General features: G+C 59.7%; 29 protein-coding genes. 13 read left to right on the forward strand and 16 right to left on the reverse strand.

What is annotated here, in order from left to right; translation table 11 throughout:
* Positions 1-448: 448 nt before the first annotated feature.
* Positions 449-757 carry a Dabb family protein gene (locus tag GDN47_RS13165; RefSeq protein ID WP_113330801.1) on the reverse strand — a complete coding sequence of 103 codons (309 nt, stop codon included), beginning with the start codon at positions 755-757 and terminating at the stop codon, positions 449-451.
* 152 nt (positions 758-909) lie between these two features.
* On the opposite strand from GDN47_RS13165, the gene GDN47_RS13170 reads away from it, so the two are divergent.
* A complete protein-coding gene (locus tag GDN47_RS13170; protein WP_113330800.1) occupies positions 910-1,239 on the forward strand; it encodes an MmcQ/YjbR family DNA-binding protein in 330 nt (109 codons plus the stop codon).
* Here the strand turns inward: GDN47_RS13170 and GDN47_RS13175 are convergent.
* Positions 1,217-1,705, reverse strand: a complete 489-nt coding sequence (locus tag GDN47_RS13175; RefSeq protein ID WP_113330850.1) for a YcgN family cysteine cluster protein — start codon at positions 1,703-1,705, stop codon at positions 1,217-1,219. The two genes, GDN47_RS13170 and GDN47_RS13175, sit on opposite strands and share 23 nt — an antisense overlap.
* A gap of 166 nt (positions 1,706-1,871) precedes the next feature.
* Between GDN47_RS13175 and GDN47_RS13180 the strand changes: the two genes are divergently transcribed.
* The 3 genes from GDN47_RS13180 (at position 1,872) to GDN47_RS13190 (ending at position 5,435) form a co-directional block, all read left to right on the forward strand.
* A complete protein-coding gene (locus tag GDN47_RS13180; protein WP_113330799.1) occupies positions 1,872-4,091 on the forward strand; it encodes a transglycosylase domain-containing protein in 2,220 nt (739 codons plus the stop codon).
* A gap of 215 nt (positions 4,092-4,306) precedes the next feature.
* Complete coding sequence (locus tag GDN47_RS13185; RefSeq protein ID WP_113330798.1) at positions 4,307-4,894, forward strand: DUF1214 domain-containing protein; 588 nt, start codon at positions 4,307-4,309, stop codon at positions 4,892-4,894.
* Positions 4,887-5,435, forward strand: a complete 549-nt coding sequence (locus GDN47_RS13190; RefSeq protein WP_152093534.1) for a DUF1254 domain-containing protein — start codon at positions 4,887-4,889, stop codon at positions 5,433-5,435. Before GDN47_RS13185 ends, GDN47_RS13190 begins: the two co-directional genes overlap by 8 nt.
* Before the next feature lie 180 nt (positions 5,436-5,615).
* Here GDN47_RS13190 and GDN47_RS32005 read toward each other — a convergent pair whose 3' ends face one another.
* Positions 5,616-5,783 (reverse strand): hypothetical protein, encoded by a 168-nt coding sequence (locus GDN47_RS32005; protein ID WP_173002493.1) that lies wholly within the window; start codon positions 5,781-5,783, stop codon positions 5,616-5,618.
* A 505-nt stretch (positions 5,784-6,288) separates the two neighbouring features.
* Between GDN47_RS32005 and GDN47_RS13195 the strand changes: the two genes are divergently transcribed.
* Both GDN47_RS13195 and GDN47_RS13200 read left to right on the forward strand, forming a co-directional pair.
* A complete protein-coding gene (locus GDN47_RS13195; RefSeq protein ID WP_113330796.1) occupies positions 6,289-6,495 on the forward strand; it encodes a hypothetical protein in 207 nt (68 codons plus the stop codon).
* A 442-nt stretch (positions 6,496-6,937) separates the two neighbouring features.
* On the forward strand, positions 6,938-7,942 hold the full coding sequence (locus GDN47_RS13200) for a DUF2336 domain-containing protein (protein ID WP_173002494.1): 1,005 nt from the start codon (positions 6,938-6,940) through the stop codon (positions 7,940-7,942).
* Between the two features lie 7 nt (positions 7,943-7,949).
* Here the strand turns inward: GDN47_RS13200 and GDN47_RS13205 are convergent, their stop codons facing one another.
* The 3 genes from GDN47_RS13205 to GDN47_RS13215 form a co-directional block, all read right to left on the reverse strand.
* Entirely contained in the window at positions 7,950-8,309 is a 360-nt protein-coding gene (locus GDN47_RS13205) for a DUF1491 family protein (RefSeq protein WP_113330848.1), read from the reverse strand.
* Between the two features lie 97 nt (positions 8,310-8,406).
* Entirely contained in the window at positions 8,407-9,420 is a 1,014-nt protein-coding gene (locus GDN47_RS13210; protein ID WP_152093535.1) for a peptidoglycan-binding domain-containing protein, read from the reverse strand.
* Positions 9,392-10,945, reverse strand: coding sequence for a sensor histidine kinase (locus GDN47_RS13215; protein WP_152093536.1), 1,554 nt, complete (start codon positions 10,943-10,945; stop codon positions 9,392-9,394). Before GDN47_RS13215 ends, GDN47_RS13210 begins: the two co-directional genes overlap by 29 nt.
* A 453-nt stretch (positions 10,946-11,398) precedes the next feature.
* Between GDN47_RS13215 and GDN47_RS13220 the strand changes: the two genes are divergently transcribed.
* Together GDN47_RS13220 and GDN47_RS13225 are read left to right on the forward strand one after the other, a co-directional pair.
* The gene (locus GDN47_RS13220) at positions 11,399-11,863 is read left to right on the forward strand and encodes a DUF5330 domain-containing protein (RefSeq protein ID WP_113330793.1); all 465 of its coding nucleotides are present in this window, start codon (positions 11,399-11,401) and stop codon (positions 11,861-11,863) included.
* A gap of 129 nt (positions 11,864-11,992) precedes the next feature.
* Positions 11,993-12,415 (forward strand): SufE family protein, encoded by a 423-nt coding sequence (locus tag GDN47_RS13225; protein ID WP_113330792.1) that lies wholly within the window; start codon positions 11,993-11,995, stop codon positions 12,413-12,415.
* 72 nt (positions 12,416-12,487) lie between these two features.
* On the opposite strand, the gene GDN47_RS13230 is transcribed toward GDN47_RS13225, so the two are convergent.
* From GDN47_RS13230 to GDN47_RS13265, 8 genes are all read right to left on the reverse strand, one after another.
* Complete coding sequence (locus tag GDN47_RS13230) at positions 12,488-12,916, reverse strand: Ros/MucR family transcriptional regulator (protein WP_069616071.1); 429 nt, start codon at positions 12,914-12,916, stop codon at positions 12,488-12,490.
* Between the two features lie 531 nt (positions 12,917-13,447).
* Positions 13,448-13,813, reverse strand: coding sequence for a monovalent cation/H(+) antiporter subunit G (gene mnhG, locus GDN47_RS13235; RefSeq protein ID WP_113330791.1), 366 nt, complete (start codon positions 13,811-13,813; stop codon positions 13,448-13,450).
* A complete protein-coding gene (locus GDN47_RS13240) occupies positions 13,813-14,190 on the reverse strand; it encodes a cation:proton antiporter (protein WP_113330790.1) in 378 nt (125 codons plus the stop codon). The genes mnhG and GDN47_RS13240 overlap by 1 nt, the downstream gene beginning before the upstream one ends.
* A complete protein-coding gene (locus GDN47_RS13245; protein WP_113330789.1) occupies positions 14,187-14,660 on the reverse strand; it encodes a Na+/H+ antiporter subunit E in 474 nt (157 codons plus the stop codon). Before GDN47_RS13245 ends, GDN47_RS13240 begins: the two co-directional genes overlap by 4 nt.
* A complete protein-coding gene (locus GDN47_RS13250) occupies positions 14,657-16,219 on the reverse strand; it encodes a Na+/H+ antiporter subunit D (RefSeq protein ID WP_152093537.1) in 1,563 nt (520 codons plus the stop codon). Before GDN47_RS13250 ends, GDN47_RS13245 begins: the two co-directional genes overlap by 4 nt.
* Before the next feature lie 4 nt (positions 16,220-16,223).
* The gene (locus tag GDN47_RS13255) at positions 16,224-16,601 is read right to left on the reverse strand and encodes a Na+/H+ antiporter subunit C (protein WP_069616066.1); all 378 of its coding nucleotides are present in this window, start codon (positions 16,599-16,601) and stop codon (positions 16,224-16,226) included.
* Positions 16,601-17,020: a Na+/H+ antiporter subunit B gene (locus tag GDN47_RS13260; RefSeq protein WP_069616065.1), complete on the reverse strand. Its 420-nt coding sequence runs from the start codon at positions 17,018-17,020 to the stop codon at positions 16,601-16,603. Before GDN47_RS13260 ends, GDN47_RS13255 begins: the two co-directional genes overlap by 1 nt.
* On the reverse strand, positions 17,017-19,413 hold the full coding sequence (locus GDN47_RS13265; protein ID WP_152093538.1) for a putative monovalent cation/H+ antiporter subunit A: 2,397 nt from the start codon (positions 19,411-19,413) through the stop codon (positions 17,017-17,019). The genes GDN47_RS13260 and GDN47_RS13265 overlap by 4 nt, the downstream gene beginning before the upstream one ends.
* 359 nt (positions 19,414-19,772) lie before the next feature.
* Between GDN47_RS13265 and GDN47_RS13270 the strand changes: the two genes are divergently transcribed.
* Complete coding sequence (locus GDN47_RS13270; RefSeq protein ID WP_113330786.1) at positions 19,773-20,288, forward strand: hypothetical protein; 516 nt, start codon at positions 19,773-19,775, stop codon at positions 20,286-20,288.
* On the opposite strand, the gene trhA is transcribed toward GDN47_RS13270, so the two are convergent.
* Positions 20,263-20,931 carry a PAQR family membrane homeostasis protein TrhA gene (trhA, locus tag GDN47_RS13275; protein ID WP_069616062.1) on the reverse strand — a complete coding sequence of 223 codons (669 nt, stop codon included), beginning with the start codon at positions 20,929-20,931 and terminating at the stop codon, positions 20,263-20,265. The two genes, GDN47_RS13270 and trhA, sit on opposite strands and share 26 nt — an antisense overlap.
* A 326-nt stretch (positions 20,932-21,257) precedes the next feature.
* Between trhA and GDN47_RS13280 the strand changes: the two genes are divergently transcribed.
* Both GDN47_RS13280 and GDN47_RS13285 read left to right on the forward strand, forming a co-directional pair.
* On the forward strand, positions 21,258-22,124 hold the full coding sequence (locus GDN47_RS13280) for a VOC family protein (protein WP_113330785.1): 867 nt from the start codon (positions 21,258-21,260) through the stop codon (positions 22,122-22,124).
* Positions 22,125-22,227: 103 nt separating this feature from the next.
* Positions 22,228-23,400, forward strand: coding sequence for an AI-2E family transporter (locus tag GDN47_RS13285; RefSeq protein WP_113330784.1), 1,173 nt, complete (start codon positions 22,228-22,230; stop codon positions 23,398-23,400).
* A gap of 11 nt (positions 23,401-23,411) precedes the next feature.
* Here the strand turns inward: GDN47_RS13285 and GDN47_RS13290 are convergent, their stop codons facing one another.
* A complete protein-coding gene (locus tag GDN47_RS13290) occupies positions 23,412-24,203 on the reverse strand; it encodes a polysaccharide deacetylase family protein (RefSeq protein WP_113330783.1) in 792 nt (263 codons plus the stop codon).
* A gap of 260 nt (positions 24,204-24,463) precedes the next feature.
* On the opposite strand from GDN47_RS13290, the gene GDN47_RS13295 reads away from it, so the two are divergent.
* On the forward strand, positions 24,464-25,375 hold the full coding sequence (locus GDN47_RS13295) for a DnaJ C-terminal domain-containing protein (RefSeq protein WP_069616058.1): 912 nt from the start codon (positions 24,464-24,466) through the stop codon (positions 25,373-25,375).
* A gap of 3 nt (positions 25,376-25,378) precedes the next feature.
* On the forward strand, positions 25,379-25,711 hold the full coding sequence (locus tag GDN47_RS13300) for a chaperone modulator CbpM (protein ID WP_113330782.1): 333 nt from the start codon (positions 25,379-25,381) through the stop codon (positions 25,709-25,711).
* The last annotated feature ends 7 nt before the right edge of the window (positions 25,712-25,718 follow it).

Here is a 25,718-nt window from a genome sequence, read left to right on the forward strand (position 1 = left end):
TTCTAAGCATTTGAAATTGTTGAATGTGGATCCGCTGCAGCGTGAGGACAGCAACCGTCTGTCGCTTCAGAACGCGGCATCGATACAATCTATCGGCGATATGAGTGGACCGATGCATGCCCGGCTTCGCGAGCACTACGCGCGGAGCCGCCAGCTCAGCCATTTTTAATCATTCTTGCTTATCATCGGTTCATGTCGGCGAGATGAACCGCGCCCTCCCGTGACCAATGCAACTGGCCTGGAGACGCCTTATCGGCATAAGGCGTGATGATTTCCTTGAGTCCTTTGAATCGCTTGCCGCGATTTCCTCTCAAATTGAGTCCGGAGCTTCAAAAGTTGATTCAAGAACCTCAAGCCGAGAATCCGGTCGCGGACAATCCGATTCCGCTTGCATGCTCAATCCATTGAAAGGACTGGCGGGAAATAGTTCTGCCCCCGCGCCCGACATTCAGAAAGGTTCACGGACGGCCGTCGCCGTCTCGTAATCTGCGGCAATGCGCATTTCGCGCAGCGGCCGAACGCGCTCGATGGAGCGCTGGTAATTCGGATGGGCCTTGTAAGCCGCCAATGCCGCCTCGTTGTCGAATTCGCCGTAGACCACAAGATCGACTTCGGTTCCGAGCTGATCGGTCTTGACGTTCGTGCCGATCTCCAAAAGCCGCGCATGCGGAATGGCCGTGAGGATCGAGAGGCCGGAACGGACCTCCTCAAGCTTGGCGCGATCGGGAACGGTAAAGAAGACGATATGACGGATCACGCGGCGGCTCCTTGTGCATATGCGAGGGCATCGCGCGATACCATGTGGACAGGCTCAATTCAATAAACTCACCATCTCGTCGTAGAACCGTTTGGTCGCACCCTTTTCAAGCCTCCATTTACTGCATGGAAGGAGATGATACTGTCGCGGCCATGACCGACGAGGAGCTTGCATCCCTCGCCCTCGGCTTGCCTGAAACGGCAGAGGGCTCGCATTTCGGCACCCGTGACTTTCGCGTGCGGGGCAAAATCTTCATGACACTTCGCGAACCGGATTTCTGCGTCGTCAAGCTGACGCCCGACCAGCAGCAGATGGCTTCGGCCATCATGCCAAGGCATGTCGCCGCTGTGCCCGGCAGCTGGGGCCAGAAAGGATGGACGCGACTTTTCCATCGCGATGCCGGAAACGAGGAGATTAAAAGGCTCTTGCGCCAGGCTTGGCGAAATGTGGCGTCGAAATCTATGGCTTTGCCGGAGGATTAGGCATCATGTCATCCTCGATGGTCAGTGGCCAGTCGACGACATAATCCTCGAAATCGTCAAGATCGACATCGTTCTCGCTGACGGTGCGCCCTTGGGCGGAAACACCGGCGATATGCACTGTTTCCGGATCACCCGAGATCAGCGGATGCCACCAGTAGAGATCCCGGCCCTCATTGACGAGGCGATAGGCGCAGGTGGGCGGGAGCCATTCCAGTTCCGGAACCTTCTCCGGCGTCAACTGTACGCAGTCGGGCACGAAATCCCAGCGGTTCGGGTAGCTGGTGCAACGACAGCTTTCGCCGTCCATCAGCTTGCAGCGGATCGAGGTGAAATAGACGTCGCCGCTATCCCACTCCTCGAGCTTGTTGAGACAACAGAGGCCACAGCCGTCGCAAAGGCTTTCCCATTCCGACGGGCTCATTTCCGCCAGGGTCTTGCTTTTCCAGAAGGGTATCTCGTCTGTCATCATCGTCGTCCTCGCCACCCGGCAAAGGGAATTCGGGCTGCGGCATGCATGTCTCTTGTTCTTTTCTCTAAATCAACCAATTATTCAATTAGCCGTTCTATGAGATAATGGGCTTTGCGTGTGCCACAAGGAGACACGCGGCAGTAATGTGGTCGGGAAGTAGAGCGTGGAAGACCCATCCAATCCAGAAAACGGGCCGAAGATGGAGCCCGAGACGCCTAAGGATAACGGGGCCGAGAAGCCGCGGCGTCGCAAGCGCTATTTCTTTTTGCGCCTTGATTCATGGATCGACTCCACGTTGTGGAATGCAGGCTTCGGTCTCGCCGAGGCATGGGAGGAGATCACCATCTTCTTCCGCCGCTTCCGCGTTCGCGGCTGGAAACGCGTCTTTTTCGAACTGCTCGGTGAAGGCCTGACGCTGGGGACGGCCAGCTCCGTCGTCATGCTGATGCTCGCCATGCCGGCCTTCGAGGCGACGCAGGGCGACTGGCGCAACCGCGGCAATTTCGCCGTCACCTTTCTCGACCGCTACGGCAACGTCATCGGCCATCGCGGCATCATTCACGAGAATTCCGTGCCGGTAGACCAGCTGCCGGACTATTTCGTCAAGGCGGTGCTGGCGACCGAGGACCGGCGCTTCTTCGACCATTTCGGCATCGACGTCATCGGCCTGTTCCGCGCGGTCACCGTCAATGCGCAGGCCGGCGGCGTCGTTCAGGGCGGCTCGACACTGACGCAGCAGCTTGCCAAGAACATCTTCCTCAGCAATGAGCGCTCCATCGAACGCAAGGTCAAGGAAGCCTTCCTGGCGATCTGGCTCGAGGCCAATCTCTCCAAGAAGGAGATCCTGAGCCTCTATCTCGACCGCACCTATATGGGCGGCGGCACCTTCGGCGCAGCGGCGGCGGCGCAATTCTATTTCGGCAAGAGCATCACTGACGTCAATCTGGCGGAAGCCGCGATGCTCGCCGGCCTCTTCAAGGCGCCGGCAAAATATGCGCCGCACGTCAACCTGCCGGCGGCGCGCGCCCGCGCCAACGACGTGCTGTCCAATCTCGTGCAAAGCGGGCTGATGACCGAGGGACAAGTGATCGCCGCGCGACGCAACCCGGCTTCGGTGGTCGACCGAGCTCAGATCGAATCCCCGGATTATTTCCTCGATTGGGCCTTCGATGAAGTGCAGAGGCTTGCTACGCGGTTCCCCGAGCGCTCGCTGATCGTGCGCACCACCATCGATATGGGGCTGCAGAAGGCGGCGGAGGATTCGGTTCAATCCAGCCTGATGGAGTTCGGCGAGCGCTATAAGGCCAAACAGGGCGCCTCCGTCGTCATCGAAAATGGCGGCGCTGTGCGCGCCATGGTCGGCGGCAGCGACTATGGCGAAAGCCAGTTCAACCGCGCGACCAAGGCGCTGCGCCAGCCCGGTTCGTCCTTCAAGATCTATACCTATTCGGTCGCGATGGAAAACGGCATGACGCCCACCTCCACCATCGTCGATGCGCCGATCAGCTGGGGCAACTGGAGCCCGCATAATTACGAAAACCGCTACGAAGGCAAGGTGACGCTCACCCAGGCGCTGACGCAATCGATCAACACTATCCCCGTGCGGCTCGCCAAGGAGAAATTCGGCATTCAGCCGATCCGTAACATGGCCAAGGCCATGGGCGTGGAAACGCCGATCCGCAACGACAAGACCATTCCGATCGGCACATCGGAAGTAACCGTCCTCGATCAGGCGACAGCCTATGCGGTGTTTCCGGCCAACGGCATGCAGTCGCGCCGCCACGGCATCGAGCAGATCACCGGCTATGACGGCAAGGTGCTCTACGATTTCGGCCGGGACGAGGCGCCAGCCAAGCGGGTTTTGAGCGAAAAAGCCACGTCATACATGAACCAGATGCTGACGCAGGTTCCCGTGATCGGCACCGGCCGCAAAGCAGCCCTCGACAACGGCATCGTGGTCGGCGGCAAGACCGGCACCACGCAGGCCTATCGTGACGCCTGGTTCATCGGCTTTACCGGCAACTACACCTGCGCTGTCTGGTTCGGGAATGACGACTATACCTCCACGAACAACATGACGGGCGGCACGCTGCCGGCCATGACCTTCAAGAAGATCATGGATTACGCCAATCAGGGCATCGTGCTGAAGCCGATCCCGGGCATCACCAACCCCTTCCCCGTGCAGAAGCCGCAAACAGTTGCGGCCAAGAAGCCCGCCGACCCCGCCAGTAGCGCCCTGCCGCCGCTGGTGCGCCCGCGCTCGCTTTCGGTAGACTCCACGAATATCCTGCGCGATATCGGCGAAAGGCTGAAGGCGGCGACACCGCTCGGCGCGCAGAAGGTGGCGACGGCGGAGCATCGCAGCATGACTGCGCCTGAGTGACCAACCCTCCCGGAAACTGTACTGCAACGCGAGGCAGGTGACGGCGGCAAACCTGCCGTCGAATTGAAGGATGGAAGCCGGCGTTTTGGATGCCCACTGCCGTTCCCGATCTTGCCTATTGTTCCCAAGACAGCCGTAAATAGTGGCTTGCCCTTCCCCCTACCGCCAGAATCAGGAATAAATCGACACTGATTTGTCACGAGGACGATCCTAGGGTGTTCCGAGTTCCCCTTCTTGTTGCGCTTTCGCTTGTCATCGCCTTTGGCGGCGGTATCGTGTTCACGCTTCTGGCGTTGGATGCCACCTCCGGCTTCGGCGCGATCAAGCTTGGCGCCTGGCAGGCGTTCCCCGAAACGCAGACGGCGGATGCGGACCCTTATGCGAAATCGCATCGAGCACGCGCGGGGCGTTTGCTGTACGGCACAGCCGAGGGGCTGGTGTTTACCGCCTCCGACGATGACAGCAAAGCGCGGCTGACCGCAAATTGCACCTACCGCATCAGCGGCCAGACGCCACCGGCAAGGCTTTGGACCCTCTTTATCGCCGGCAATGACGGCCGGCCGATCGAAGATGCTGCCGGTCGCCCTTCCACCATCAATTCCTGGGTGGTGCTGCGCAAGCCGGATTCGACCTTCAACATCACGGTTTCATCCAGTCCCCAGGCGGGCAACTGGCTCGCCCTGCCGCCATCTGGCAATTTCCGCCTGGTATGGACGCTCCTGGATTCGCCGGCGGCCAGCAATTCCGGCCTGATCGATCTCGGCATGCCGAAACTCGAGAAGATCGGATGCGGCAATGTTTAGATTCGTCTTCGCGATCCTCACCGGCCTATTCGGCGCGGTGCTGCTGCATATCATCATCATTCTGTCGCTGCCGCATTTCTCCGATCGGGACGCCTATACGCGTGTATCGGACGAGGGTGACGAAAATCATTTCTACATGCTCGACAACAAAGATGACGATGCGGGGCTTTCCAATATCGATCCCTACATCCGCACGGCCGTCTGCGCCTTCGACATCGAGGATACGCCCGTTCATCTGACCGCGAAGGGCAAGGTGCCGTTCTGGTCGCTTGCCATCTATGACGCGGCATCCAATGAAGTGTTCAGCATGAGCGACCGTACGTCGGTCGGCGGAACGCTAGATTTGCTGCTTGCATCGCCTGTCCAGCTAACTGGCATACGCAAGGCACTGCCACCCGCGCTTGCCCAATCGATCCTGGTGGAAGTGCCGCGGGCTCAAGGCTATGCGGTGCTGCGCACCATGGCGCCGCAAGCAAGTTTCGACGATGCGGCGCAAGAATTTCTCTCCGAGGCCGGCTGTGACGAATTCGACAATGGCTGAGATCTTTTGGAGCTGAGATCTTAGGAGCTAAAATCTTTGGCTGAAAACCCCGGCTCCAGAATTGTACTGCGGGAAGCTGACGGCTCGTGGCGAGTGGCGCCAGCAAGCGCTATTCGGCTGGATTGCAGCGACAACTGGCAGGCGCGAAAACTCGCCACGCACTCGCATATGTTGAAGCGCTTACTTTCCCTTTGCCCGCTTCGGGCCTGCCCCGGGGCGATGCGTTGGCGTATCAAGATGCTCGTAACGTACGCCGGTGAACAATAGTATCTTTGCCTCCACCGGTTCCTTCTGGGCGCGCGGCGGCAGGCGCAATCGCCAACCCGAAAGAGATATGATCTTTGCCATTCTCGTCTCCATTAACGTCTCGAGACGGATGAACCTGCGACTTGATTTCACCCTGCCCGCCACTGAAGCGGACTAACGCTCCCCTCCATTCCAGCCTTTGTTTTGGGCTTCAATGGAGGCATCCGCGCCTTCTCACGGCATTTCCCTTACACCGTGGCATGAGCACCGATTTTTCGGCTTCCATGCTGTCTTTACACTCGATCACATTCTGCCAATGGCTGCTTTCAAGCGGAATTCAGACATATCGCAGTTAACAGAATGCTAATTCTCATCGCTCGTCATGCTCTATTAACGCCGTGACGGCGGCTTTGGTTTCATCGGCTGTTGAAAAATTGCGGAACGCGCTTTTGCCACGAAAACGAGCAATATCATGCTCTTAACTCAACAGACGATCCGGCGGGCACATGGAAAGCGCGAATACCACGTTGCAGAAAAGCGTCACACAAATATTATTTGCGCTCACGAAAAATTAACGTAATGTAAGGTCGTAATTCGAGGGCAATCAATGTTTGCGGCGGGCAGTTCCGTCTTTTCACCGGAGGACGTCACCGTCTTGCGCGATGCGCTGGATGGGTGGTGCCTGGAAAAGCGGATCGATATTAGAAGCACGGAAGCCCAGTTCGCGGCCACGGCGGCAATCGGCCTTTTTCAATCCGGCTACAACACCTCGGAAAAGCTGCTCGCAGCCTTGCGCGAGCATAAGGGCATCTGAAGAATCCCACCTGCATCAAGAAGCCGGATCTCCGCTTTTGCAGCGAGTGACATCGCTTTTGACTATCTCCACAACAGAAGCACTCATAGGTTGAATTTGCCTGTAAGCACCTATGCCCAGAAAGGTTTTCCACAGGTCCGCTTTCGCCCCAAACTGCCGTCCATGCGGCCAAAAAGCCGCTGCACTCCTCGCGCAAGCTTAACGCGCAATTTTTATTCGGATTTTAATAAAGTTTTCACGAACCATTAACCCTGCCGGCCTTAGTCTTTGGCGAAAGCCAGATAAGGACGACCGTGTCCATACCCGTTTCGACAGTCATCATCGAGGACGCTCTCTTTATCGAAAGAGTCGTTCCGTTCGACTGGAGCGAAGCAAAGCGGAAGCCATGGTCGACCTTCGGGCTCCCTGCTTTTTTGTTCGGCGTATCAGTATGGGTGTTGGCGTGCGTGATCGGTTTAGAGACCTTGAAGAGCCTGCGACTGTCCGCAAGAAGGACGTGGTTCTGATGGCGACGATCACCAGCTTCGAAGGCATGGGCCATCCGTCCAAATCGGAACTTCGCCAATTTGCCGAGCTTTTCACCCCCGTTTTCCAGGCATCTTCGGACGAGGCAAAGCGGCAGGCGGTTGCCGCCCTCTCCCAATGTGAAACCGTGCCCCAGGCAGTTGCCCTGTTCATCGGCTGTCAGCCGATCGCCATTGCCGCTCCGTTCCTCACGAGTTCGCAGGCGATCGACGACGATACACTCATCACCATCGCTCGCACGCAAGGGGCCGCTCATGCCCGAGCAATCGTCCGCCGCTCATCCCTTTCCCCCAAAGTCATAGACGCACTTGTCGGTCTGCATCAGGCCGAGCCGGAACGCGGCATGACAGTACAGGAGCAGCCAGCTGATGTAATTTCATCGCAGGCCGAGGCGGAAACCGAACGGCAGTCACGCGAAGAAATCCTGCGCCAGCAGATCAAACAGGCTGCGCGCCATCTCAACCGCGATGACAGCGACCGGCTCGGTCTGCGCAGCCTTAGCGAGACGCAGGAAGCGCTGCTCGTCCGCTTTGCGCGCGAGCGCGATGCGGTGCAATTCGCAACGACGCTCGCCGATGCCCTTTCCTCCAGCTACTGGCTTGCTGAACGCATCCTGCTCGACACTTCGGGGCAACAGCTCGCCGTCACGCTCGTCAGCCTCGGCATGGGCATCGCCGATGCCGTCTACTCGCTGGAGCGCTTCTATCCGCATCTGGCCGAACGACATGGCAGCGTCAGCCGGGCATGGCTGGTGCTCGATGATATCGACTCGGAAGAGAGCCAGGCGCGCGTCGAGGCATGGCGTCGCGCTGACAGCTATACCTATCTGCCGCAGGAAAAGCCGGCGCTGCGTCCTGCAGCGCCGTTGTTCGGGGCAAAATCAGGTCCTCTCCGCGAATTGCGTGTGGCAAACCGTCGATAAGGACGGCTCAATCCAGCGAATTGGCGCGGAAACCGGCCAATGGGACGATATCGGTGATATCGTCCGTTTCCAGTTCGACGATCCATAAATCAGGATCGAATTTCAGCTCGCGATCAAGGGTTTCGCGGATTTCCTGCGGTTCCTTCCGCTCGATGCGGATCTCGAAGAGCCGCTTCCCGCTCTCCTCCTCATCGAACAGGCTCTGCGGTGCCGGCGCATAGAGGGTCTCCGATCCATCGCGGAAACGTTGGCGGATAAAGATCGCGCCAGCCTGCTCCTCGCCCTTGTGCTCGACAGCGGCAAAATCCCCACGCGCAAACAAGCGGCGGACAAGGGCGGAAACAAAGATGTCGCTGCGCAATCTCATGCCCGAGCTATAGCGATGCATGCTCGCCAAGGCAATTGAAGCCGCCTGCAGCGCATAGTCGCCACCAGGTTTGCGGCAGAGGCTTGTACCGCGGGCTTCAGAGCGCGCCGATATCCTGCAGCTTCTTGAGGACCGCCATATTCGGCTCGCCGGTTTCCGGCAGGCGATAGTGCTTCTGGAAGCGGCGGATCGCTGCCTTCGTCTGCTCTCCGGCTACGCCGTCGATGCTGACATTGCTATAGGCGATATTGCTCAGACCCTTCTGGATCTGCATGACCATATTGACCTTGTTAACCGCATCGCTTGGCGTTGCTTTCGCCGCTACCGCGCCGGTCTTCAAGTTCTTTTCGGCATTCTGTATGGCGGCAGCAACCGGGTCGATCGCATCCGCCGTGGCGGAAACGTTGACGGGGCGCTCGGCGGGGACGGCAGCCGTCGCATTCGCTCTGCCGCTAGCCGGCTGTGCAGCAGCGGCATTGCTGGCCTTGAGGGCGGCAAGAAGCTCCGGTGTCGGCGTACCGGTCTGCGGAAGACCAGACGCCTCCTGGAAGAAGAGGATGGCCGATGTCGTGCGCGATCCCGGCTTCCCATCGGCTGCGCCATCATAGAGGCCGTGACGGATGAGTTCAGCCTGTACATCGGCAATCAGTTTCGACGGCGCGCTGGATGACTGTGCTGTTGAGGGTGCCGTGGCGGAATTGGAAGCCGAATCCTGCCTTTCTATCCGAAAGGTGGTGACATTGCCGGCATCGGCCTGCTGCGCGTGCAGGAAGGATTTGCGGCCGGGGATCTGGTAGGGAGACGCGGGATCGCGGGTGCGCAATATGGGCGATGGATGCGCGCCCGTCTGATACCAGAGCGCGTTGGCGGTGACGAAGCCAAAAACCCCGAAGAAAAGCGCCACGCCGCCGGCAATGGCTGGATGACGGCCGACTGCACTGCCGATCAGAGCGGCGAGCGCGCCTGCACCGCGAAGGCCAAGGCCGCCCAGCGCGGTGCTGCCGCGCAGGCCCAGGCTGCCAAGGGCAACCGCACCACGGGAGGCCAGGCCGGGCTGCTTGCGCTTGCCCTTCCCTCTTCCCTTAGGCGATTTTCGCTTTTGCGGGGCCATTCATCAGTTCCTTGTTTCGCCCTTCATCTATCTCCACAGTATGTTTCAGGCGCGGCGGAAAATCGACAGGACGATTAACATCCACAGGCTGCTGCATCGTTACGGCACCGGAGCCGTCGAACGGAATGAGGATGGTGATGACCGTACCCTCGCCCGGCGCGCTCGCAATCGAGAAGTTTCCGCCATGCAGGCCGACGAGGCCCTTGACGAGCGACAGACCGAGGCCGGTGCCGGCGTAACGGCGGGTGTAGTCGTTCTGGATCTGCACGAAGGGCTGGCCGAGCGATGCCAGCCGTTCGCTGGCAATGCCGATGCCCGTATCGCCGACCGACAGCTTCAACATGCCATCGGCCAAAGCAGCATCGATGGTGATCGCGCCGCCCGCATCTGTAAATTTGATGGCATTGCCGACGAGGTTGATGAGGATCTGCTGGATCGCCCGCTGGTCGGCGACGATCTCGCCGAGGCCGCGCTGGATGCGGCTTGTCAGCGTCAGTCCCTTTTCCTTCGCCTGCAGCCCGAGCATTGCTTCGCATGTCGCAATGGTGTCCTCGATCGCGAAGGATTCGAGCAGCAATTCATAGCGGCCAGCCTCGATCTTGCTCATGTCGAGCATGGTATTGACGACCGACAGAAGATGGGCACCCGACTGGCGGATCAGGCCGACATATTCGCGCTGGCGGTCATTTTCCAGCTTGCCGAAATACTCGCCGCTCAGAATATCGGAAAAGCCGAGGATGGCGTTAAGCGGGGTACGCAGCTCATGGCTGACGGCAGCGAGGAAGCGCGACTTGGCATCATTGGCCGATTCCGCCTCGGCCGCCTTGCGCGCCGCATCCTCGCGGAGCTGCTGGTCCTGAGAAATATCGCGCAACTGGCTGACGATTGCCGTCAGGCGCCCCTCGCCATCGCGGCGCGCGGTCAGCTCCATGCGCACATGGACGAACTGGTCATCACCGCCGACAACCGCCGAGCGTTCCAGGCGCAAATCGGCGCTATGGGCATCCCTTCCCTGGCGCAGTACATCGATCGCCTGCAGGAAGACGATTCTGTCTGAGACGTGGATCTGCTCGACGAAGCCACGCCCGGCGGGGTCGCGCATCCAGCTCAGAAATTCCGCACGATCGCGACCACCGACTGTGGTCACATTGCCCTGGGGGTCGAGCAGCAGGACAAGGCCGAAGGCCGACTCCAGCATCAGATCGCGGTGCTCGACGACGACGGCCTCTGCCGGGTGCAGGGCAGGCCGCTGACGCGACAGCGCGATGCTGCCCACGGCCGAAAAGAGGAAGGCGGCGCATACCGTGGCCACACCGGCAGGCAGCGCCACGGCCGGGCTGGTAAGGAGGGAAAGACCGGCCGGAACGGCAAAGAGCGCGACGGAAGAAGCAAGCGCAAGCCGGCGCAGGATCGCCAATTCCTGCCCTCGGACTTCGCCATCCCCGCTCGTCCGGGAAAGCCAGTTTCGGCCTACCCGGTCCACGAGGGCTACAGCCCCAACAGAAATGTCACTCAATACGCGCACACTACAACCCGTCAAAACGGTCACTTATCGGACTGCACAATAGGCCCCGCCGACTTAAGGAAAGAATAAAGAAGGAACGCTGAGGATGGCCGAAAAGGGCTCAAAATCCCGTTTTGACGCAGAATGAAGGACCTTTGTTTTTTGTGGTTAACAGCGGGTAAGCAACGGATTTTATTCGTATTTCTGCCGCGCGTTAACTTTTGCGGCAAGGCTTGCATCCGCAAACCCCTGCATATCAGGCGGATAGGGCGAGACATGCTTAACAGCAATCGCTACAATTTGAACCAAATGCTGGTAAAAGCCGGAAAGCTAAAATTTGAATCAAAATTGCAGAAAATGCTGCCGAGTTTTGAAAAGCGCTGTTGTCCTCTGCCAGATAGGGTTCGAACCAGATCGGACGGGCAAGTCCGAATCGGCGATCGAGCCGAGCGACAGAGAGGATGGGGCTAGGCGATGTGGTTTCTGATTAGAGCAGGGTTCTGGTTTTCGCTGGTTCTCATGTTCCTGCCGATCTTTGCAAAGCCCGAGGGTGCGCCGCGGCCGGCAGGTGAAGCGACGCTGCAGGTTTCCGATGCGATTTCGGCTGCATCGGGCGTCGTTCAATATGTCGGCGCCATGTGCAACGAGAAGCCGGATGTCTGTGCCAAGGGCGGCGAAACGCTGACGGCGCTCGGCTATCAGGTCGGCGACGGCGCTCGCGTCGCCTACGACATGCTCGGCCGTCACTTCAAGGATCAAGCCGCAAATCCGCAGGCAGCTGCCGCAACGGCTCACACGGGCACCGATCAGGTTGCCGCCATGGCGCAGCCGATGCCGGCCAAGCGCATCACGGGTACAGAAACGGCCGACGCCGTCGTTACCGGCACGGTCAAGCTGCCGTCCTCCATTCCGCTGCCGATGCCGCGCCCACATATCTGACATTTCTTCCATTGGCCCCAACTTCAGCGCCGTCGACCCCCATGGTCGGTGGCGTTCTTTGTCGTCCTGGGTTCAAATCGGGCACCGTTTCGCCTATATCCAAGACAATGGACAATCTGGACTGCTGCAATGACACCGCTTGAGAAGATCATCGAAGACTTTTCCTTCCTGGACGAATGGGAGGATCGCTACCGCTTTGTGATCGAGCTCGGCAAGGCGCTGCCCGACCTGCCGAAGGAAAAGCGGACTCTGGAAAACAAGGTGCAGGGCTGTGCGAGCCAGGTCTGGCTCGTCACGCATGCATCTGGCGATCCGGACAATCCGATATTGACCTTTGAAGGTGATTCAGACGCGCATATCGTGCGGGGGCTGGTGGCGATCGTGCTAGCCACCTATTCCGGCAAGCCAGCTTCGGAAATCGCGGCTCTCGACGCACTCGATGTCTTCGGGAAGATCGGGCTGGTGGAACATCTGTCCTCGCAGCGCGCCAACGGATTGCGCTCGATGATCAAACGCATTCGCGAAGAGGCTCGTGTCAGGGCCGCGGCATAGGCCGCTCCTGCAGCCAACATGGGGATAACCCGGCCCAAAAGCCGGGTTATCTTTAAGGTCGTTATGGAACTCTCAGCGGCCGCGCTTGCGACGTTGGCCGAGGCCCATTTCCTTTGCCAGGCGCGAACGGGCTTCCGCATAGGCTGGTGCCACCATCGGATAATCGGCAGCGAGGTCCCACTTTTCGCGATATTCTTCCGGCGAAAGACCATGATGGGTCATGAGATGGCGCTTCAAAGACTTGAAGCTGCCGCCACATTCGAGGCAGGTGATCTGGTCATCCTGCACGGATTTGCGAACGGATACGGCCGGCTTCTGCTTTTCGACCACGGTTACGGCAGGTGCCGGAGCCGAGGTGCTGCTCAAGGCGGAATGTACGTCGGAAATCAAATTCGGAAGGTCGCTGACCGGTACGACATGGTTGCTGACATAGGCCGCAACAATGTCGGCAGTCAGTTCAACCAGTAACTCCTGCCCGTTGCCAAGGGCCGCATCTGTCATTGTGTTCTCCTGTTCATCGGCTTGCCTGCTGCGTCCGCGCCTCCGGAGAGCACGCAGGGCACAACGTTGCTATATATTTTGCGCTCGGCTACGGAAATCTGTCGATTTCGCTATGTCCCAGCGCCGAACAATCCGCACAAACGCATTGCTCGTATTCGTAGCAGTCACCAGCAAGAAAACGGTGGATAAAACCAAATTTCTTTCCGCATGAAATCCACCCCTAGACCTCACGTGAGAGAAAACCGCCCCTTGCCGCCTGACATCAGAATTAGCGACCGCGATAGCGATCTTTAATCACTTACCGGAAGAAAGTTTTGCTCAGCTTTTCATCAAAGAAAGATAAAAGCATCGAGAGCTTAAACCCGGTCGAGACTAACTCAACATCAGAACTCTACTTGAATCTGAATTAGCACTCTTTATCCAAATGTCCAGTTTTTAATCCCTACATTTCTTCGCAAAAAATTCATCTACTAAAAAACAGATAACTAATAACGCGAACAGCTATTCCTTTCTGAACAATTTCCACGTTTGTTAGCCCTTCTTTCTATACGCGCCTTTGGTGATCTGCTCCCTCGCCAGCAGTTCATCCCGCACGGAAGGCGGCGTCAGCCGATGTCCAGCCCTGTGTGCCGCCCTCGCGAGAAGATGCGCTGCGATCGGTGCCGTCAGCACGAAAAAGACGAAACCCGCCAATGCTCTTGCCAGGACAGATATGTCCTGCGAGTGGATACCGACCGCAAGTAGTAGTAGGCCGGAGCCAACCGTACCCGCCTTCGACGCCGCATGCATACGGCTGTAGAGATCGGGAAGACGCACGATGCCAATCGCTGCAATGAGCGAGAACAGCGCACCCGAAAGTAGAAGCACGGTTACTATGATAGCCCAAAGCAAATCCACTATCGCCCTTCCTTCTTCCGCCCGCGGTGCTTACGCCTCTTTTTGCCTTCGGCTGCGGTATTCTCATCCGGTCCTGCGCCAGCCTGTTGCACGGCATCCGATTGCCCCTGTGTCAGGATGAACCGTGCGAAGGCGACGGTCGCCAGAAAGCCGACGAGACCGAGCGAGATGGCAATATCGATATAGAGCGTGAAACCCGTCTTGATGGCGATGATGGCGATGAAGCCGATGGCGATCGCCACCAGCATGTCGAGCGCGAGAACCCGGTCCGGCAAGGTCGGGCCGGCCACCACACGATAGACGGTCAACAGGAAGGCAATGCTCAGAATGCCGAGCGCCACCATCGCGGCGGCCGAAACGACGGACGCGGCCATCATCGGAAGGCCTCCATGATCCGGCGCTCGAAGCCATCGGCGATGCTGCGCCTGATGGCCTCCGGATCGGAGCAATCGAGCGCATGGACGTAAAGCGTCTTGCGATCATCGGAGACGTCGACGGACAGAGTTCCCGGCGTCAGCGTGATAAGATTGGCAAGCAGCGTGATTTCGAAATCGCGATCGACCGTCAAGGAAAAGGCGAAGATACCGGGCTTCACGTCCATCCTGGGGCTCATGACGGCGACGGCGACCGCCCAGACCGACTTGGCGAGCTCCCGGATGAACAGCAACAGCAATGCCAAAATACGGCGGACACGGCCAAGATAAAGCACGCCGCCATAGGACGAGCGGACGATCGCCAGCGCAATTGCCGCAAGGGCGAATCCGAAGACCAGATTGATGAAGGAAGCGCTGCCGGTGATGGCGACCCAGACGATGGAGAGCAGCAGGTTGAAGACGAACAGGATCATTGCGCGCCTCCTGCCGTGGGGAAGACCGAGCGCAGATAGGCCGATGGTTGCTCAAGGCCGGCAGCGGCGGCCTGCGTTAGGTGCAGGAGCCATTCCGGAAACAGGCCGAAGCCGACGACAAGCAGAGAAAGAGCAAGGAGCGGCAGCGCCGCCTGCCATGCAATCGGCTCCGCTTCAATCCCATCTGCCGCCGCCGGGCGCCAATAGGCCAGGAGAAATACCCGCCCGAACACGATTGTCGTCAGGAAACCGGCCAAAAGGATTGTTGCGGCAAGCCACCATGCGCCCGTCGCGAGCGCCGCCTTCACGAGCACCACCTTCGGCCAGAAGCCGGAAAAGGGCGGCAAGCCGCTGATGGCGAAGAACAGCACCAGCGAGATGCCGGCAAACCAGCCGTTGCGGCGATAGAGGCCACCGAGGGCGCTCAAGGAAAAGCTGCCGCCGAGCCGAGCCGCCTGCCCTGCGAGCAGGTAAAGTGCCGTCATCAGCACCATCGAATGCAGTGCATAGAAGATCGCGCCGCTGAGGCCGTCGGCACTGCCGAGAGCGACACCCGCAAGCATGGTTCCGATACCGGAGATGACGATATAGCCGAGCATGCGCCTGACATCGTTTGCCGCCAGCGCTCCGACGACGCCGACAAGCATGGTGGCAATAGCAACGACCGCGACGAGCGGACCAAGCTCCACCCGCTCGACAGGCAGCAGCATGACCAGAACCCGGATCATCGCATAGACGCCGACCTTGGTCAGCAAGCCGGCAAAAATCGCCGAAACGGTGATGCGTGGTGTGTGATAGGAGGCTGGGAGCCAGAAATTGACCGGAAAGGCGGCAGCCTTCATGCCGAAGGCTAGCAGGAATAGGCCGGCCAGCGTCATCAGCGGTGCGTTGCTATCACCCGCCCTCGCCTTCAGCGCGATATCGGCCATGTTGAGCGTGCCGAAGACGGCGTAGAGATAGCCGACGGAGACGAGAAAGAGCGTGGTGGCGATTAGGTTGAGGACAGCATATTTCAGCGCACCGTCGATCTGCTCAGGCTCCGAGCCAAGTATCAGCAGGCCAAAAGACGAGATCAGCAGCACCTCGAACCAGACGTAGAGGTTGAAGACATCGCCCGTCAGGAAGGCGCCGCTAACGCCGGCGAGCAGCAGCATCAGGAATGGAAAGAAGCCATATCGCCGACCACTCACCGTGATTTCGCCAAGAGAATAGAAACCCGCTGCGAGCGCAACCACCGCCGCCGTCAAAGCCATGAGCGCGCCAAAAATATCGACGGTGAAGGCGATGCCGAAGGGCGGCAGCCATCGCCCCATGACCATGGTCACGGCGCCGTCGCCGACGACCCGATAAAGCAAGGCAGCATCGATCAGCACCAATAGCACAAGGCCGGGAATGGCGATCGCGGCATGCCATTCGGTACGATTGCGCAGCATCAGAAGAAGCGCGCCGAGCCCGATACACAAGACGACCGGCAAAATGACGAGCCAATGTCCCATCGGTATCGGCGCTGCGACCAGCGCCTGGGAAAGATCAACTGCGGTATCCGTGGGTCCAGCCATGGCGTCAGTACCCCAGGGGCGGCAGCGGCCGCTCCTCCGGTTCAGCGAGCCGCATCTCGCCCGTATTGTCGGTCTTCAAGGCCTGATAGGCCCGATAGGTCAGGACAAGCAGAAAAGCGAGGAACGAGAAGGAGATGACAATCGCTGTCAGGATTAAGGCCTGCGGCAGCGGATTGGCGGCGGCAAGATCGAGCGTGGCCGCGCCTTTCTGAATGATCGGCGGCACTTCGGGCGTGACCCGGCCGGCCGTGAACAGCAGAAGGTTGACGGCGTTGCCGAGGATCGCGATGCCGAGCATGATGCGGATCGAGTATCGCGAAAGCATCAGATAGATCGCAGCGGTGAAGAAGATGCCGACGACGACGGCGAAGACGGCTTCCATCAATCCACCTCCCGCTCTTCGAGCGCGAGCGCGATCGAGGTGATGGCGCCGACGACGACCAGATAGACGCCGGTGTCGAAGAGCATGACGGTGGAAAGCGGCACCTCGACACCGAAGAGATGCGGATAGATCCACAGCCCCGTCATGAACGGCACGCCGGCAAAGACGGACACCAAGCCGGCAAGGGTCGAGGCAAGCAGGCCGAAACCGGCAATCGCCAGCGGATGAAAGATGATCGCGCGGCGGACGGCCGTCACGCCGCAGGCAATGCCATAGATCGCGAGCGCCGAAGCCGCGATCAGGCCGCCGATAAAGCCGCCGCCGGGCTCGTTATGACCGCGCAGCAGCACGAAGATGGAGAAGAGCAACATCAGGGCCGTCAAAAACGGCGCGGCGGTGCGGAAGATCAGCGTGTTCATGAGCGCTCGGCCTCCATCCCTTCCTCGAAACCGGGCTTCTCCTCAAGATCGGGATCGTTGGTTGCTAGCTTGCGCTCGCCGCCGGCGCGGATGCGGATCAGCGCCAGGATGGCAAGCCCGGTCATGGCGACGACTGCGATTTCGCCGAGCGTATCCGTGCCGCGGAAGTCGACGATGATAACGTTGACCACATTGTCGCCATGCGCGATCAGCTTCGAATATTGATTGAAGAAGGCGGTCAGCGTCAGATCGAACGGCGCTTCGGTCGCCTTCAGCAGCAGGAGCGTAAAACCGCTGCCGCAGGCAATGGCGAGCACGGCATGGGCGATCCTGGCGAGCGGCGGCCGGCGATCGGACGGCGAAAGCCGCAGCCGCGTCATGACAAGCGCCAGAATCACCACCGCAAGCGTCTCGACCATAAACTGCGTGAAGGAAAGATCCGGTGCGCCGAACAGCAGGAAAATGACGGCGACGGCAAAGCCCTGGATGCCAAGCGAAACGATCGCCGTCAGCCGGTCCCGCGCAAAGACGACCGCAACAACGCCGATGACGGCAATCAAAAAGATCGTTGCCTCATGCCACTGCAGGTTCGGCAATGCCGGCATCGCGGGCAGCTCGCCATGAGCAGCGAGAGGGATCAGCAACATTGCCGCCAGGCAAAGGAAAGTGACGGTGACGTAGATTTCCAGTCGGCCAGGCTGCAGCAGCCGCGAGACGACATGCGACAGCCGCACCAGACCGGAGATGAATCCATCGAAACCGCGATCCGGCCCCGGCCCGAGGGCACGCAGAACGACGGACATCAGGAAACGGGCGCGATCGAGCTGCCAGTAGACGATGACGCCGATCAGCACGGTCAGCAGAGAAAGCGCCAGAGGTAGACCAATATGCGGGATCAAGGAGACCGAAATCTCCAATCCCTTGCCGCCGACCGCGCTTGCCATCGGCGAAGAGACATACTCGTGCCAAAGGCCCGAGAACAAAGCCGAAGCGATGCCGAGTAAAGCAAGCGTGACCGGTCCGAGCCAGAGCAATGGGGGCGCCTCATGCGGCGGGCGAGGCGTCTCGGTCAGCGGGCCGACGAAGGGCTTCAGCGCCACGGCAAAGGCGATGGCAAACATCAGCGCATTGCCCGCCACGGCGATGAGGGTGAGGATGATGGCAGCCGGCGATGCCTGTGCCAGCGCGGCATAGATTTCCTCCTTCGCGAGGAACCCGAAAGCCGGAGGCAGCCCTCCCATCGATATGGCAGCGACCAAGGCAGCGACAAAGGTCAACGGCATGGCCGAGCGCAAGCCGCCCAGCCGGGTGATGTCGCGTGTTCCCGTTTCATGATCGACGATGCCGGCAACCATGAATAGGGCGCCCTTGAACAGGGAATGCGCCACCAGATAGAGGACGGCGGCTTCGACGGCATAATCGGTGCCAAAACCGGTGAGCATCACCAGCAGGCCGAGCGAGGAGACCGTCGTATAGGCGAGCTTCAGCTTCAAGTCGGTCTGGCGGATGGCAAGCAAAGTTCCGACGAGCAAGGTCGCCGCGCCGAAGACCGGCAGGATCGTCTGCCACGCCATCGTCCCGCCCATGATCGGATTGAGCCGCATCAGCAGATAGACGCCTGCCTTCACCATGGTCGCCGAATGCAGATAGGCCGAGACCGGAGTCGGCGCCTCCATGGCATTCGGCAGCCAGAAATGAAAGGGAAACTGCGCCGATTTGGTGAAGGCCCCACCAAGCACCAGGATCAGGGCCGCCAGATAGAGCGGGCTTGCGCGCAGGACATCGCCAGCCTTCAGGAGATCGGACATCGCGCCGATGCCTGTGATCTGCCAGATCAGCAACAGGCCCGCCAGGAACAGCAGCCCGCCGCCGCCGGTCACGACCAGCGCCTGCAGCGCCGCCCGTCGCGACGCTTCCCGATGATGATCGAAGCCAATCAGCAGGAAGGAAGTGATCGAGGTCAGTTCCCAGAAGACGAACAGCGTGAGGAAGCTGTCCGAGACGACGAGGCCGAGCATCGAGCCCATGAAGAGGAAGATGAAGGAGAAGAAGCGGCCGAGATCGACATGCCCCTTCAGATAGCCGCCAGCATAGACGACGATCAGCGTGCCGATGCCGGTGATGAGCAGCGCAAAGGTCAGCGACAGGCCATCAATCAGCCAGGAGAACCGGAGATCAAGGCTCGGCACCCAATCGAAACCGCCAGTTTGGATGCCGCCGGCTGCAACGACAGGAAGGAAGCTCGAAAAATGCAGAAAGGCAAGAGCGGGAAGCAGCGCCAGGAGCCACGCCGCATTGTGGCCCAAACGCCGAAAGACAACCGGCGCGGTCAGCGCACCGAGAAAGGGCAGGCATAGAGCCAGGAATGTCAGGCCCGCGGTGGCGGCGGCCATGCTCCCCCCTTACTGAACGTTCATGCAGAATCCGGCAAAGCCGGAGCGGTCTTGAAGGGATAGGCGAAAGGACACATCGCCTCAAGCCCTGACAAGGGAAAACCGGACGTAAACCACCGAAATCGATTTTTGCTGCCAGCAACCGTGGAGGTTGCAGGATTCAATGATCGTCCGGAAGCCTGCGATGCCGGTTTGAACGTCGCAGCATTGCAGAATTCCTTGCTATTCCTGCATGGCTCGCAATGAAGTTGTAATGAATTTGCGCTAATTTATCGGTATTTTCCGAACCGCTATGGAAATTGCGCTCAAAAAAGCGCTAATCTTGATCGGTTTGCAGATCCCGCCTCCCGGAAACCGCAATGCTCGCCCGCCTGATTGCCCTCCTGCTTCTTTTCCCCGCCCCGGCCTTTGCCGCGGACTGGTGGTCCTATGACAACGCAGGCTTTGGCTACGCGATCGAGCTGCCGTCGGAATTCCATCTTGCCGCCTCTTCCGAGGATACCGATCGGCTGTCGCTGTCGCCGGCAGATCGCTCCGCTTCGCTGCAGGTCTTCGGCACGATGGTTGCCAATGGCGATTTTGCATCGGAAGCGAATGGGCGCGTGGCGCTTGCCAGAGACCAAGGCTGGAAGATTTCCTATTCGAAATCGAATTCGCGCGGCATCAGCTTTTCCGGCACCAGGCAGGGGCGGATCGTCTACGTGCGTGGGGTCGCGCTCTGCAACGGTGCCGCGGCCTTCTTCCAGATGGATTACTCGAAGGCGGACATGCAGCGCTACGACGCCATCGTCATGCGCCTCGTGCGCAGCCTGCGCTCGACGAAGAAATGCACGCCGACGGCGGAGATCGTCAAAAGTTTTCCGGCGACAGGCTGAAGCAGGTCAGTACCGCCGAATAATGCACGGCGGCGGCAGCAACCACGAAGCCATGCCAGATCGCATTCTGGAAGCGCAGCTTTTCCCAGACGTGAAAGATCACGCCGAGCGAATAGATGACGCCGCCGATGATAATGAGCAGCATCGAGGCGAATGGGATATGCATGGAAACCGGCTTGGCGACGAGGATGCCGCTCCAGCCCATTGCAAGGTAAAGCAGGATCGCCAGCCGATCGAAGCGTCCTGGAAAAAGGACTTTCAGGACGATACCGAACGCCGCAAACACCCAGACGGCGATCAGCACGCCAAGCAGCAGCGGGTCCTCGGATCCGCGCTCCAGAAAGGGGGTGTAAGTAGCGGCGATCAGGACATAGATGAAAGAGTGGTCGAAGCGGCGCAGAAACCATTTCGTCCTGGATACGGGCCATAGATTATAGGTGAAGGACATTCCGAGCGTCAGCACCAGGCCGACGCCATAGATCCAGGCGGCGGCAATTTCGCCGTAGGAGCTCCAAACCGTCGCATAGAAGATCAGCACGGTGGCGCCGATCAGCGCAAGGACCACGCCGACACCATTGACGATGCCGTCTGCGATGATCTCATAGCGATCATAGGCCCAGCGGATGCCTCTGTATTCAGTCATATCATCCGGTTCCGTTTTCGTTGGAGACCGATCCTTGCACTAGAAACAGGAGGAGACAACTGCGCCAAACGCGCACATCGATCAATCTTCGTGAACGGCTTGCCATGGGCCTGCTTATCGCTTGTCAATGGAAAGCGAACGCTCAATCCGCAATTTATGGCCTTCTGTGAACAATCGAAATCCGCCATATGAATATGCAAGTACAGCGGACCAGAGGATCAAAAAGGCATATCAACCGGCGAAACCCTCCTGTCCGCTACCGGCGGCCCTTGCCGCCGACGCCGGTTGCCTTTTCGAGACCCCATCCCAAGGTTGGAACTGACACCATGACCGAAACTGCCCCCTCCTACGCCCTGACCCGTCCCGCCTATGTTGGCCAGTCGCACCTCGTCGTTACCGACGTGGCGCTGGTATCCCGCTTCTATCAGGACATGCTGGGTTTGAAGGTCATCGAGAAGACAGCGAGCGGCGAAGTCCTCGGTGTCGCCGGTCTTCCCCTTCTGACGCTGACAACCGATCGGGCTGCGGTGCACGCACCGAAGACGGCGGCCGGCCTGTTCCATACCGCGTTCCTGCTGCCGAGCCGTGTCGAGCTTGCGCGCTGGCTTCGTCATGCCGCCCATAAGAATGTGGTGCTGGAAGGCGCTTCGGATCATATCGTCAGCGAGGCCATCTACCTGTCCGACCCCGAAGGCAACGGCATCGAAATCTACGCCGACCGCCCGCATGAGGAATGGACCTTCCACGATGACGGCACGGTCGAAATGGCGACGCTCCGGCTTGATCTGCAGAAGCTCTACGAGAGCGCCCCGCAGGATCGCTGGGACGGCATGGCCGAAGGATCGGCAATCGGCCATATCCATCTGCAGGTCGGCGATGTTGCCGAAGCCAACGCCTTCTATCGCGACGTCCTCGGCATGAAGGTCATGGCGGCGCGCTATCCCGGCGCGACCTTCCTTGCGACCGGCGGCTATCACCATCATCTCGGCGCCAATACCTGGAACAGCCGTGGCGCCGGCATACGCAGCGAACATATGACCGGTCTTTCCGACTATACGTTGCGCTTCAACGACAAGGCAGCCCTGGACAAGGCCGTAGCCGCCCTGGAGCAGCACGAAATCGAGACGGAGAAGCGCGATGGCGGCATATCGCTGCGCGATCCGTGGGGTATCGGACTTAATCTCATCGCCTGACTTTTCCGATCCGGCCGCCATTCGACAAGCCCGTTGCGGAACCGCGGCGGGCTTTTCGCGTTGAAGTAGCGAGGCGATCCTGCCTTCGGGGAACTTTCTCGGGATGGAATTCGACAAAATCGCCGCCGGCCGATCGGATGCAACAACCGCGTCGCAGGATGTCGGCCCGGGTATCGATCGCAACGCATCCCGTGCACAAGGCGACGAAGCGGAAATTTTCGGTCTCTCCGACCAGCGAGGACGCGACAAGCTCAACATTGCCGCCTCCTGGGCAACGATCGGCATCTTCCTCATGTTGGCCTTCGCCGCCGTCTACACGATGTCACTGATCCTCATTCCGGTGACGCTTGCCGTCGTCGTGGGAATGATTCTCGGCTTGGCGGCCGAAAGGCTCAGCAAGCTCGGCATTCCCCGCGTTCTAAATGCCGTCATTCTTTCCTCCAGCGTTGCCCTGGTGATCTTCCTCATCATTAATGCGCTCGCCGAACCGATCGCCAAGCTCGCACAGCAGGCGCCTGACTTCTTCCAGCGCACATCCGACCGGCTGATGCCCTATCTCGACCGGTTTCAATGGCTGCACATTTCTTCCGAAACCTTTCAAGGCAGCCCGATGTCGATCAACACCCTGCTGGAGAACAGCGGCAACGTGCTGCATGTCGTGTCCACCAGCCTGACACCGGCCATCGTGCAGATCCTGATCTTCTTTGCAGCCCTGCTGCTATTCCTTGCCGGCAGGGTAAGCCTGCGCAAGACGATCATCATGACCTTTTCCAGCAGGGCATCTCGACTGAATGCCATCCGCATCATCAATGCCGTGGAGCGGGTGCTCGGCTTCTATTTTGCGACGGCTTCGCTGATTTATGCCGGGATCGGCCTCGCGATGACCCTGATCGCCTATGTCGGCGGAATGAGCGTGCCGGTGCTGTGGGGCGTTTTCGCCTTCTTATCCAGCTTCATCCCATTCCTCGGCGTCACGGCCATGACGATCGCGCTCGCGATCGCCGGCATCATCACGCATTCGGACATCATTTTCGGTCTCGCGCCGGCCGTCGCCTTCTTCGCCGTGCATCTGACCGTGGAAAACCTAGTCTTTCCGGCGATCATGGGCCGCCAATGGGAGCTCAATCCCTTCGTCGTCTTTCTGGCCATCATCTTCTGGACATGGATGTGGGGCGCGGTCGGCGCCATGCTGGCGCTGCCGCTGTCGCTGATCGTCATGACCGTCATTGACGAGCTTTTCATCGAGGAAAAAACGCAGCCGCAATTGCCGGGCTAGCACTCGACCGCTCAGTTGGTCGTGTCGTCGTCACCCTTTTCGGGGATATCCTGCAGACGAACGAAATCGACGCCCTTGGCCTTCAGCGCGAGGATGCTGGCCGCGACCCCCTCGCCTGCCGTATGCGTCGGCTGATTGATGTGGGAGATGATGACATCGCCGTCCTTGGCGGAGGCATATTGCTTTTCCACCATCTTGGCCGGCAGAAGCGAACCGCTGTCGCCATTCACCGAGTAACCGGCGATCCGATAGCCCATGCCACGGATCTGCATGATGGCGGCAGGCGTGTATTTCGCGGTCGCGCCGCGGAACCAGCGCGGTTGCGGAATGCCGGCTGCGATCATGGCGTCCGCACCACCCTTCACCTCCTGGGCGACCGCCTGCGGCGAGCCAGCGGCGGCGATACCATAAACCTTGGTCGGGACATCGACGGCGGGGATATGGTTTTGACCGTGATTTTCCAACTCGAAGAGATCCGGATGCGCGAGGAAGACCTTCAATGCATCCGGATTGGTGCGCAGCCAGCGCGCGGTGACGAAGATCGTCGCCGGAATGCGCTGATCGACGAGGGTGCTCAAAATGCGTGGGTCGGTCTTGCCCATGCAGGCATCGAAGGTGAGCGCGATGCGGGGAGCCCCCGTGCCGGCACGATCGACATGCAGATGCGGCTCCACAAGTTTGATCTTCGAAACCGGCGCCTTCGGCGGCAGCGGCGGCCAACCGGCAGGCGGCTGCTCGGGCTGCGCGGCAAAGGCGGCCGTCGCGGCAAGAAGGAGCGAGGAAGCGAGCAACAGGCGTTTCATCGGACGGCCACCGGTGGATCAGGCAAACAAAATTCGGCGGGCGCTTGATTACCAGCCCAGCCACACCGCTCGCCATTATCCGGCAAGACGCCGGAAATATGGCAAAGCGGCGGCGGCAGCGCCCATTTCACATCACAATGGCGACGGACATGAAAGCTGCCAAGTCCGGGCTTCAACCTGACCGCGTCTATGATACGATTGATATGAGCCTACCCTAGCACTATCTGCGTATCTTTCCGTGCTCCCGAAGAGAGACATGTATGAGTCGCGATCCCTATGAAATTTTGGGCGTAAAGCGGGACGCCCCCCAAAAAGACATTCAAAGCGCCTATCGCAAGCTTGCCAAGAAGCTTCACCCAGATCTCAACCCGGGTGACAAGCAGGCCGAGGACAAATTCAAGGAAGTCTCGGCGGCCTATGGCATTCTCGGCGATGAGGAGAAACGCGGGCGGTTCGACCGTGGCGAGATCGACAGCAGCGGTGCCGAGCAGGCGCCGCGCAACTACTATCGCGATTATGCAGCGCAGGAAGGCCAGCGCGGCCGCTATCAGAATGCGGGCGGCTTTGCCGATTTCGGCGATGCCGACGATATATTTTCCAGCTTCTTCTCGCGGCGCAGCCGAGGCCAATCGCAAATGCAGGGTCAAGACCGTCACTATACGATGGAGGTCGACTTTCTGGACGCCATCAATGGCGCCAAGAAGCAGATCAGCCTGCCCGAGGGGCCGGCGCTCGACGTCCAAATTCCACCGGGGACACGCGATGGGCAGACGCTACGCCTGAAGGGCAAGGGCGATCCCGGCTTCAACGGCGGGAAACCCGGGGACGCGCTGATCGCCGTGCATGTTCGGCCGCACCGCTTCTACACGCGCGATGGCGACGATATCCGATTGGAAGTGCCGATCTCGCTGGCCGAAGCTGTGCTCGGCGGCAAGATTCGTGTCCCGACACCGTCGGGAGCCGTCACCGTGACGCTGCCGCCGAACTCCAATACGGGCAAGGTGTTGCGCTTGAAGGGCAAGGGCGCACCCGTGCGCGGCAAGGACAATGGCGATGCCTATGTCTCGCTGAAGATCGTCCTGCCGGATACGCCGGACCCCGAGCTGACGCGCTTCGTTTCAGATTGGGAGGCAGGCAAGGCGCAAGATCCCAGAAAGACCATGGGAGGATAAGCGATGAACGAGAACGAGTTTCGACTTCACCTCCGGATCGAAACCACCGTGCTGGAAGTCTGGATATCTCAGGGCTGGGTCGTGCCCGAAGTCACCGATCAGGGCCGCAATTTCCACGAAGCCGACATTGCGCGCGGCCGGCTCATTCTCGATCTCAGTAAATCGATGGGCGTCAACGAGCCCGGCGTCGATGTCGTCATGGATCTGGTAGATCAGCTTCACAGCCTCAGAGCGACGCTGCGTGACCTGACGGATGCCGTGTGCCGGCAGCCGCCCGATGTGCAGGATCACATCCTGTCGGAGCTGACACGAGTGGAATCGCTGAGACGGCGATAAGGTTGAA

The sequence above is a fragment of the Martinezella dioscoreae genome (genome assembly GCF_009176305.1).
In the GTDB taxonomy this organism is placed as follows: Bacteria; Pseudomonadota; Alphaproteobacteria; order Rhizobiales; family Rhizobiaceae; genus Rhizobium; species Rhizobium dioscoreae.